The organism is Kytococcus sp. HMSC28H12 (genome assembly GCF_001816045.1).
Lineage (GTDB): Bacteria > Actinomycetota > Actinomycetes > Actinomycetales > Dermatophilaceae > Kytococcus > Kytococcus schroeteri.
Genome location: NZ_KV824283.1, coordinates 1 through 9,219, shown reverse-complemented (window position 1 = coordinate 9,219; position 9,219 = coordinate 1). Strand labels below are relative to the sequence as shown.

Genomic DNA, 9,219 nt, shown 5'->3' with positions numbered 1-9,219 from the left:
GACCCCGCGCCCCCGCTGGCCCAGCTGGCAGCCGCCGAGGGGCTCGGCACGGCCAGCACCGTCGCCCTGCGCGGTGGGCTGGAGCTCGGGGACGACCCCGCTCGCCCCGACCGTCTGCACACCCGACTGGGCTGGTTCGACCTGGACGAGGACGCCCGCGCGGTGGTGACCGCGCTGCAGGACGGCCCGCACCGCACCGACGCCCTCCCCGCCCCGCTGACTGTGGTGCAGGACCTCGTGCGCCGGGGCCTGGTGGAGGTGCAGCCGTGAGCCCCTCCCCCGCCTTCCGCTGCTCCGACGGCGCCCGCGAGCGCGGCGACACGATGGTGGGCACCGCCCCGCCGGCGCGACGCTGGTTCCTGGTGGAGCAGAACGGTGACTGGGGCCGTAGCGCTTGGGAGGGCCTCGACTGCTACGACCGCGCCAAGGAGGAGCTCCGAGCCCGCCTGGAGTCCGCCGGCGCCCGCCTGATGCTGATCCGCCGCCCGGGGGCACGCCCCGAGCCCGGTCACCCCACGCGCCGGTTCTGCTTGGTGGACACCGACCGCCCGCGCCCCCTGCTCTGGGGGACTGCGCACAGCGACGGTGACCTGGTGCGGGCCGTGGAGTCGTTCGGCACCTGGCCCGATGCGGAGGCGACCGTGCCGCAGGCCGGCGAACCCGGCATCGTCATGGTCTGCACGCACGGGCTGAAGGACGTGTGCTGCGCGATCCGCGGCCGGCCGGTGGCCGCTGCGCTGGCCGAGGAGTGGCCCGAGGCGGTGTGGGAGTGCACCCACACCGGCGGCGACCGGTTCGCCGCCAACGTGGTGCTGTTGCCCGACGGGGCGATCTACGGCGGCAGCGACCCCGCATCGGCCACCGCCGACCTGCGCGCCCACCTCGCCAGCGCCGTGGACCCCACCCGCCTGCGGGGCCGCTGTGGGCTGACCCCGCCCGCCCAGGCGGCCGTCGCCGCATCGATGCGGGAACTCGGCCCGATGGGGTGGGGCGAGGTGGTCGTGACCGGCCAGTCGGGCAGCGAGGAGGCCTGGCAGGTGGATCTGGTGGTGCGTGGTGAGCCCGTGCAGGTCACCGGCCACACCGTGACCACCGAGCCGCACCAGCTGACCTGTCGCGCTGCCGGTCCTGCCCCGATGCGCCTGCCGGTGGTCAAGGACGTCCGCGCCAGCTGAGGACACCCACGGCGCCGGTCAGGCCCGAGCCACCCGTCCCGACCCGTCACCCCCGAGAGCCAGGAGGACACGATGCCGAAGACCGGCAAGGACGACCACGCGAAGGGCAGCGAGATCCCCGACACCTTGGAGCGCTCTGACCAGAAGGCCCAGGACACCTTCGCCAAGGCCTACGACTCCGCGGTGGAGCAGTACGACGACGAGTCCCGCGCCGCCCGGACGGCCTGGGCCGCGGTGAAGCAGACCCACGAGAAGGTCGGCGACCACTGGGAGCCCAAGCCCGAGAACGGCCCCTCGGACGAGGCCTCCGAGGAGGGCGGCCCGGACCCGCAGGGCGACACCGCCGGCGGTGTGGACGCCAACGCCTCCAAGGAGCACCTCTACGAGCTGGCCCAGGAGCTGGACGTCGAGGGCCGGTCCGACATGACCAAGGACGAGCTGGTCGAGGCACTGCAGAAGGCCAGCGAGCGCGAGACCCGCAAGGCCCGCGAGGACTGACGGGGTGCCCCCCCGAGCCCCGCCGGACGGCCTGCGGGCGCTCAGCCTTGGCCGACCGCCCGCAGGCGCTGCGCATGGGTCTGCAGGCCCGCGCCCATCTGCACCGCCCCCAGGGCCCCGGCCAGGCCGAACCCCTCGCCCATGTTGGCGTAGACGGCCTCCCGCGAGCCCGGTCCGGCCACGTAGGTCTCGTGCCACACGCCCACGTCGCCGTCCTGGGCCAGGGCGCGGAACCGACGCCACGGCTCCAGGTGCGGCCCCTCGGCGTCCGCCGCGAAGCGCTGCAGGTGCTCCGGGCTGCGCCAGTAGCTCAGCAGGATCGTGGTGCGGCCGAACCACTGGTGGTGTCCCAACATCCCGGCCTCGGGCGTGCTCGACAGGTACCTCAGCATGCGCGGCATGGCCATCACCACGGGCCCCCATCGGCGCACCTGCAGCGGGCTGTTGACGCGCATGCCGATGAGGAAGACCGTGACCTCCCCCTCGGGCGATGCGGTGTAGCGCGTGAACCTCGTGGACATGACCCACCCTTTTCATGACGCCGTTTTGTAACACCGTTAGTGAACCACCTCGCGGGTAGGCTCGTCCAGTGGCCAGACCCCGTGTGCACGACGACGCGCTCCGCGACCGCCTCGTGGCGGCAGCCGCGCGCACCCTCACCGAGGAGGGCTCGGCCGCGCTCTCCCTGCGACGCCTGGCCACCCGGTGCGGCACCTCCACCGCTGCCGTCTACACCCTCTTCGGAGGGAAGGACGAGCTCCTCGAGGCCGTGCGCGAGGCCGCCGTCAGCAGCTTCAGCGCGGCCCAGCACGCCATCGGCACCACCGACGACCCCGAGGCGGACCTGCGACGCCTGGGCCACGCCTACCGCGACTGGGCCCTGGGGCACCCCGACCTCTACGCGGTGATGTTCGACGCGCCGCCGCAGGGCGCCAGCCCGGCGGGGTCGTGGCTGGAGTTCGAGGGCATCGCCCCCCTCGTGGAGGCCGTGCGGCGTGTCCTGCCCACGTCACGCGCGGCCGAGCTGCCGGCCGCCGTCCTCAGCCTGTGGGCCGGGGTGCACGGGTACGTGGCCCTGGAGCTCGGGTCGTGCGCCGGACTCCCCGCCAAGGCCCGCGAGACCGCGTTCTCCCGGCAGCTCGACATCCTGCAGGCCGCCTGGGGCAGCAGCTCCTCGGCGGCCTGAGAGGTCCCCGCACAGCACGGGCAACGGACGATCCACTTCAGTCGGGCAGGTCGATCCCGGTGTGCCGGAGCCAGGCCAGCACGGCCTGCACGCGCCGGTGGTGGTCCCCCTCGCTGAGTCCGAGCTTCGCGAACAACCGCTGCGTGTGCTTCTCCACCGCCCCCTCGGTGACCACCAGCTCCTCGGCGATGCCGGCATTCGTGCGCCCGGCAGCCATGAGCTCGAGCACGTCCCGCTCCCGCGGGGTCAGGGTGGCTACCGGGTCGGCGACGGGCCGACGCCCGAGCAGCTGGCGGACGACGTCCGGGTCGAGCACCGTCCCCCCGGCAGCCACCTGCTGCAGGGACTCACCGAGCATCCGCAGGTCGGCCACGCGGTCCTTCAGCAGGTAGCCGATGCCGGAGGCGTCCTCGGCGAGCAGCTCGTCCACGTACCCGGCCACCACGTACTGGCTGAGGACGAGCACGCGCGCCGAGTGGTCGGCCCGCCGCACGGCGAGCGTGGCGCGCAACCCCTCATCGGTGTGGGTGGGCGGCATGCGCACGTCGACGATGCCGAGGTCGGGCCGGTGCTCGGCCATCGCGGCGACGAAGGCGTCACCGTCGCCGACGGCGGCCACCACCTGGTGGCCGGCGTCGGCGAGGATGAGCTGCAACCCCTCCCGTAGGAGGACCGAGTCGTCGGCCACGACGACCCGCAGCGACGGGGACGTGCTCACGGCAGGGGCACCTCCGCGGTGATCCGGGTGGGGCCGCCGACCGGAGAGTCGACGGTGAGTCGACCGTAGACCCCCTCCAGGCGCTGGGCCAGCCCGGCCAGACCATGGCCCGATGCGGGGTCCGCGCCGCCCCGTCCGTCGTCGGCCACCGTGAGCCCGGCCCACCCGTCACGCTGGCCGATGCTCACGCGCACGTGCTGGGCGTCGGCGTGCTTGGCCGCGTTGGCCAGGGCCTCGCTGGCGGCGTAGTAGAGGGCGGTCTCGAGGTGCTCGGGCAGGCGGCGCCCCAGCCTGCCAGTCACCGCGACCGGCAGGGGGTGGCTGGCGGCGCGCTCCCGGACGGCCTCGACCAGGCCGCGGTCGACGAGCACCGGCGGGGCGATGCCGCGCGACAGCTGGCGCAGCTCCCCGAGGGTGTCCCGGGTCAGACGGCTCGCGTCGTCCAGCATCCGGCCTGCACGCTGCGGGTCGGCGTCCACGGCCGCTCGGGCCCGGGCGAGGTCCATCTGCAGCCGCACGAGCTGCTGCTGAGGGCCGTCGTGCAGGTCGCGCTCCAGCCGCTGCAGACCGCTGAGCTCGGCCTGCTGCGAGGCCCGGTGGGCCCGACGGGAGGCAGCAAGGTTGTCCTGGGTGGCCCGGCCGGAGAGCAGAACGGCGGCCGCGTGGCCCTGGACCGGGGCGATCCAGCGGCAGACGGCCCACAGGAGCAGCGCACCCGCAGCGCCAAGGCCCAGGTTGACCAGGAGGTCCGGCCAGAAGCCTCCGGTCCCGAAGAGGTCCTCGGCGGAGGACCGGTACCCGTCCAGCCTGCGGAGGAACGGGAGCCACAGCGGCGCGGTGACACCGGACAGCGCCAGGCCGCCGGACGTCACCACCAGGGTGAAGGTCAGCAGGGAGGCCAGGAACCCGACCAGGGCCCAGACGACGTCGAGCCAGAGCTGGGGGTGCAGGACGTGCTCGCGGAGGTCGCGGGCGTCCCGCAGCGGGGCGGGGTACGGGGGCTCCTCGGTACGGATCCCGAGGAGACCACCCAGCGCCCCGCGCTCCACGCGGGCCAGGGCGCGCAGGGCCATCCCGGTCCCCGGCAGGAGGAGAGGCGCCAGGAGGATGCTGAGGCTCCCGCTCACCCCGATGGCGGCCACGCAGAAGGCGGCGACGGTGAGGGGCAGGTCGAGCAGGAGGTAGAGCGCGCTACGGGCCGTGCGGGAGAGCTCGCGGCGCAGCGGGCCGGTCGTGTGCAGATCATCTACAGCCGTTCCCGCCACGGCCATCGGATCGGTGGGGTTCAGGTGGGCTGGTGCGGTGCGTCCGTTCATGTCTCCACCCTCGTGATCTCCGGCGTCGAGCGACATCCTGCCAGCCGGCCGGATCGCTGTCGGGCTGGCCCGACGGCGACCCGGCGGGCCCGGTCCACGGTCTGTCTGCGACACTCCGCGCGTGACCAGCCCGGAGCCCACGTCCTCGACCCCGGACCAGACCACGGGCCCTGAGGGCGCCGGGCCGCGCGAGATCCTCGCGCTGGCGGTGCCGGCGTTCTTCGCCCTCATCGCCGAACCGCTGTTCCTGCTGCTGGACACCGCCATGGTGGGACGCGTCTCCACCGAGGCGCTGGCCGGCATGGGCGTGGCCACGGCCGCGCTGGGCACGGCGGTGGGTGTGTTCGTCTTCCTGGCCTACGGCACCACGGCCGTGGTCTCGCGGCGGATGGGGGCCGGCAACACGCGTGGCGCCCTGGCCGCCGGCGTGGACGGCGTGTGGCTGGCGCTGCTGCTCGGCGGTGTGACGGCGGCACTCACCGCGGCGCTCGCCGCGCCGCTGGCGGGCCTCTTCGGGGCGTCCGGCCCGGCCACGGGACAGGCCGCCACCTACCTGCGCATCTCGGCCCTCGGCATCCCACCGATGCTGGTGGTGCTGGCGGTCACGGGGGTGCTGCGCGGCCTGCAGGACACCCGCTCGCCGCTCGTGGCGGCCACGCTCGGCTTCGCGGCCAACGCGGCGCTCAACGCCTGGCTGATCTTCGGCATGGGCTGGGGCATCGCCGGGGCGGCCACCGGCACCGTCATCGCGCAGACGGGCATGGCGGCCGGCCTGCTGTGGCTCCTCGGCCGGCACGTGCGGCGCCATGCCGCGCCCACCGCGTTCACGCCGGCCGGGGTGCTCACCGCGGCCCTCGGCGGGGTCCCGCTGCTGGTGCGCACCCTGGCGCTGCGCGGGGTCATCCTGCTCACCACGTGGCTCGCGGCCGGGCTGGGCGACGTGCCCCTGGCGGCCCACCAGGTGGCCATGACCGTCTGGGGATTCCTGGCCTTTGCCCTGGACGCGCTGGCCATCGCCGCCCAGGCGCTCACCGGCAAGGCGCTGGGCGCCGGGGACACCAGGGGTACCCGCGCCATGACCCGTCTGATGACCTGGTGGGGCGTGTGGTTCGGCGTGGTCACCGGGGTGCTGCTGGTGGCGCTGGCGGGCGTGCTGCCGGCACTGTTCACCGACGACCCGGCCGTTCAGGAGGCGCTGTCAGCCGGGTTGCTGGTGGCCGGGCTGGTGCAGCCCGTGGCGGGGGTGGTGTTCGTGCTCGACGGGGTGCTCATCGGCGCCGGCGACGCCCGCTGGCTGGCGTGGGCACAGACCGCGGTGCTGGTGGCCTACATGCCCGTGGTGTGGCTGGTGCGCGAGGCCGTGCCCGCCGGCACCTCGGCCCCCTCGGCCATGGTCTGGCTCTGGTGCGCCTTCGCCGCCTTCATGGTCCTGCGTGGGGCGGCCCTGGTGTGGCGTGCTCGCGGCACGGCGTGGATGGTCACCGGAGAGTAGCCGCGGCCGGGTGCGGGGCAGGTGCGATGCTGGAGGGACCACCCGGTCCCCGACACCCGAGGACGCCCATGGCCACGTTCGTCCGCCGTCACCCACTGGTCTCCTTCGTCGCGCTGGCCTACCTCAGCTCGTGGCTGATCTGGAGCCCTTGGTGGCTGTCGGCCAGTGGCCTGGACGTCCTGCCATGGCAGCCCACGCTGAGTCAGGTCGCCGGCATCAACCAGCTGGGCATGTTCGCCGGGCCCTTCGCGGCCGCGCTGCTGGTGACCTGGGCGGCCGAGGGACGGTCCGCCGTGGGTCGCCTCCTCGGGCGACTTCTCCAGTGGCGCGCGCACCCCGGCTGGTACCTGGTGGCGCTCGCGGCGATCCCGGTGGCCACGGCCGTGGGCTATTTCCTCACCCCCGCGGACGGCCTCCAGGCCCCCGGCGGAACGGCCGCCACGCTCACGCTGCTGGCCAGCAGCTTCGTGGTCTACCTGATGGGCGGACCGCTGCAGGAGGAGATCGGCTGGCGGGGCGTGGCCCTCCCCCGCCTCCAGTCACGGCTCGCCCCTCTACCGAGTGCGCTGGTGCTGGGCGTCATCCACTGCCTGTGGCACGCCCCGCTCTTCCTCACCACCGAGTGGGACACCGCCCGACACGAGCCCAGCCAGCTCCTGGCCTACCTGCTGCTGGTGGTGAGCCTGTCAGTGGTGCTGTGCTGGGTGCACGACGGCTCCGGAGGCTCCCTCCTGCTGGCGGTACTGGGGCACAACGCCCTCAACTGGGCGCTCCTGGTGGCGGGCACGCTCACCGGTCGGGAGGTCGAGAGCACCTGGCCGGCCGCTCTGGGCCTGGGGGTGCTGGCGCTGTTCGTCGCCTTGGGGACCCACGGCCGCCTCGGACACACGGAGCGCACCCGCAGCACCAGCAGTACCGAGCGCCGGGGCGGCGCCACCGCCCGACTCAGCCCTCGGCGCGGTGCTCCCGCGGCACCCACCGGGCGAACGCCGCCGAGGCGCCGAACCCGAACCCGGCGGCCGTGAGCACCGCGGTCGTCAGACCCGCCACCGCCGTGACCCCCGACAGGACCACCGGACCGGTGGCCGCCCCCGCATCGGCCAGGGTGCGAAACACCGCGAGGAAGGACGGCCTACCCACCCGCGGTGCCACGTCGCCCGACAGGGTCATGACGATGCCGGACCCCAACCCGTTGCCCAGGCCGATGACGACCGCGGCCAGGGCCAGGGGCGCCGCCGAGTCAGCGAATGCCACCAGTGCGATGCCCAGGCCCAGGATCGCCATGGACGGGATGGCGTTGGCCCGCCGGGAGACCCGGTCCATGAGCACACCGGCCGGGTAGAACACCAGCGTCTCCAGCAGGCCGGCCAGGCCCACCACCAGCGCGATGACCGAGTCATCCACCCCGATGTGGTGCCCCCACAACGGCATCACCACCGTCCGCGAGCTCCGGGCCGCAGCGCACAGCACCACCCCGAACCCGAGGGTGACGAAGAGCCTCCAGTGCGCCCGCACCACACCCCGCAGCGGTGGGGGTCGGGTGTCGCTGGAGTGGGACTCCCCCGGCAGGGCCGGCAGGCGCAGGGTGAGCCCCACCAGGGCCAGCACCAGCACCAGAGACAGCCCCACCGGCCCGCGGATGCCCACGGCCCAGATGGTCCCGGCGCCCAGCACCGGGCCGACGAAGAACCCGATGCGGGCCATGCCTCCCAGCGTGGACATGGCCCGGGCCAGCATCTGCCGCGGGAACGCCGAGGTGAGGTAGCTCTGCCGCGCCAGCATGAACACGCTGCTGGAGACCCCCAGGAGGGCGACGCCCAGGGTCAGGAGCACCAGCGATGACGTGGTCAGCACCACCGCCAGCGACACCACCGCCAGCCCTGCGGCCGCCGTCATGGCACGCCGCTCACCGACCCGTTCGGTCGCCAGGCCGGCGGGGATGCCCACCAACATGGCCGCGACCCCCTGCACGGAGACCACCAGCGCCGCCTGTCCGGCCGGCGCACCCAGCCGCAGCGCGATGAGGGGGATCACCGGCTGCACGGCGGCGAACGCCACCGACCAGAGCACCATCGGCCCGTAGGCCGAGACCGCGAGCTGCCCGAGGGTGGGGCCTCCGTCGGTGACCGGGGTGTCCCAGCGTGTCCTCACCCGGTCCCCCGTCGCGCGTGGCCCGGGGAGGCGTCGCCCCATCGCTGCGCGAGGAGCCGGGCGGGCGCCACGTTGGTGGGCAGCCACGGGTGGGCGGCCACCTCGCGCCAGGCCAGCCAACGCACCGCGTCGTGGGAGGGATCCGGCGCCGATGCGGGGTCCGGCACCACACGCCCGGCCGCGTCGCGCGGCAGATCGCCCACCCCCTCGGGGCCGGCGCCGGCCACGCCGGTGACGACCGCGAGGAACAGGCGCAGCTCGAGCCGGTCGTTGATGGGCCAGGCCCCGCCCGCCGGGGGCACCAGCTCGTCGCCCAGGCGCACCTCGATGCCGAGCTCCTCGGCCAGCTGGCGGCGCAGGGCCTGCCCGGGCGCCTCCCCCGCATCGACCTTGCCGCCGGGGAACTCCCACAGCGGCACCTCGCCGGTGGCACCGGGGATGGGGGCCAGGTCGCGCTCCGCCGCCCGGTGGGCCGCGAGCACGGCGGTGGGGTGCGCGAGGTCGTCCACGATCACCGCACCCACCACCAGTCGCATGGCCGCAGGCTAGCCCGCCGAGGACGGGGCCCCGCCAGCCTCCACCTCCGCGGCCGCATCCGCACCCGCAGCCCCACCCCCCCGTTGAGTCGTCGTTCCTCGGGGTCGACTGGCCCGTTTCACCCCCGGAAGCGACGACTCAACGGG

General features: G+C 74.6%; 10 protein-coding genes and 1 pseudogene. 6 read left to right on the top strand and 5 right to left on the bottom strand.

Annotated elements, in window-relative coordinates; translation table 11 throughout:
• From HMPREF3099_RS12655 to HMPREF3099_RS01535, 3 genes and pseudogenes are all read left to right on the top strand, one after another.
• Positions 1-270: pseudogene (locus tag HMPREF3099_RS12655) on the top strand (hypothetical protein); the annotation flags it as partial.
• On the top strand, positions 267-1,175 hold the full coding sequence (locus HMPREF3099_RS01540) for a sucrase ferredoxin (protein ID WP_070703445.1): 909 nt from the start codon (positions 267-269) through the stop codon (positions 1,173-1,175). The pseudogene HMPREF3099_RS12655 and the gene HMPREF3099_RS01540, both read left to right, overlap by 4 nt.
• Positions 1,176-1,247: 72 nt before the next feature.
• Positions 1,248-1,673: a ChaB family protein gene (locus tag HMPREF3099_RS01535; protein ID WP_070703444.1), complete on the top strand. Its 426-nt coding sequence runs from the start codon at positions 1,248-1,250 to the stop codon at positions 1,671-1,673.
• Positions 1,674-1,714: 41 nt separating this feature from the next.
• Here the strand turns inward: HMPREF3099_RS01535 and HMPREF3099_RS01530 are convergent, their stop codons facing one another.
• A complete protein-coding gene (locus HMPREF3099_RS01530) occupies positions 1,715-2,194 on the bottom strand; it encodes a DUF4188 domain-containing protein (RefSeq protein WP_070703443.1) in 480 nt (159 codons plus the stop codon).
• A gap of 68 nt (positions 2,195-2,262) precedes the next feature.
• On the opposite strand from HMPREF3099_RS01530, the gene HMPREF3099_RS01525 reads away from it, so the two are divergent.
• On the top strand, positions 2,263-2,859 hold the full coding sequence (locus tag HMPREF3099_RS01525; RefSeq protein ID WP_070703442.1) for a TetR/AcrR family transcriptional regulator: 597 nt from the start codon (positions 2,263-2,265) through the stop codon (positions 2,857-2,859).
• Between the two features lie 37 nt (positions 2,860-2,896).
• Here the strand turns inward: HMPREF3099_RS01525 and HMPREF3099_RS01520 are convergent, their stop codons facing one another.
• Positions 2,897-3,577: a response regulator gene (locus HMPREF3099_RS01520; RefSeq protein ID WP_237769694.1), complete on the bottom strand. Its 681-nt coding sequence runs from the start codon at positions 3,575-3,577 to the stop codon at positions 2,897-2,899.
• The gene (locus tag HMPREF3099_RS12225; RefSeq protein WP_168168408.1) at positions 3,574-4,893 is read right to left on the bottom strand and encodes a sensor histidine kinase; all 1,320 of its coding nucleotides are present in this window, start codon (positions 4,891-4,893) and stop codon (positions 3,574-3,576) included. Before HMPREF3099_RS12225 ends, HMPREF3099_RS01520 begins: the two co-directional genes overlap by 4 nt.
• Before the next feature lie 121 nt (positions 4,894-5,014).
• Here HMPREF3099_RS12225 and HMPREF3099_RS01510 point away from each other — a divergent pair, with 121 nt between their 5' ends.
• On the top strand, positions 5,015-6,385 hold the full coding sequence (locus HMPREF3099_RS01510; protein ID WP_070703441.1) for an MATE family efflux transporter: 1,371 nt from the start codon (positions 5,015-5,017) through the stop codon (positions 6,383-6,385).
• A gap of 68 nt (positions 6,386-6,453) precedes the next feature.
• Complete coding sequence (locus tag HMPREF3099_RS01505) at positions 6,454-7,410, top strand: type II CAAX endopeptidase family protein (protein ID WP_070703440.1); 957 nt, start codon at positions 6,454-6,456, stop codon at positions 7,408-7,410.
• Here HMPREF3099_RS01505 and HMPREF3099_RS01500 read toward each other — a convergent pair.
• Positions 7,331-8,536 (bottom strand): MFS transporter, encoded by a 1,206-nt coding sequence (locus HMPREF3099_RS01500; protein WP_070703439.1) that lies wholly within the window; start codon positions 8,534-8,536, stop codon positions 7,331-7,333. The two genes, HMPREF3099_RS01505 and HMPREF3099_RS01500, sit on opposite strands and share 80 nt — an antisense overlap.
• On the bottom strand, positions 8,533-9,072 hold the full coding sequence (locus HMPREF3099_RS01495) for an NUDIX domain-containing protein (RefSeq protein ID WP_070703438.1): 540 nt from the start codon (positions 9,070-9,072) through the stop codon (positions 8,533-8,535). The genes HMPREF3099_RS01500 and HMPREF3099_RS01495 overlap by 4 nt, the downstream gene beginning before the upstream one ends.
• Positions 9,073-9,219: the final 147 nt, after the last annotated feature.

What these genes read in the sequence shown, in the direction of transcription:
- HMPREF3099_RS01535 (WP_070703444.1), top strand. Translation starts at nt 1,248, where the DNA reads ATGCCGAAGACCGGCAAGGACGACCACGCGAAGGGCAGCGAGATCCCC.
- HMPREF3099_RS01530 (WP_070703443.1), bottom strand. Translation starts at nt 2,194, where the DNA reads ATGTCCACGAGGTTCACGCGCTACACCGCATCGCCCGAGGGGGAGGTC.
- HMPREF3099_RS12225 (WP_168168408.1), bottom strand. Translation starts at nt 4,893, where the DNA reads ATGAACGGACGCACCGCACCAGCCCACCTGAACCCCACCGATCCGATG.
- HMPREF3099_RS01505 (WP_070703440.1), top strand. Translation starts at nt 6,454, where the DNA reads ATGGCCACGTTCGTCCGCCGTCACCCACTGGTCTCCTTCGTCGCGCTG.
- HMPREF3099_RS01495 (WP_070703438.1), bottom strand. Translation starts at nt 9,072, where the DNA reads ATGCGACTGGTGGTGGGTGCGGTGATCGTGGACGACCTCGCGCACCCC.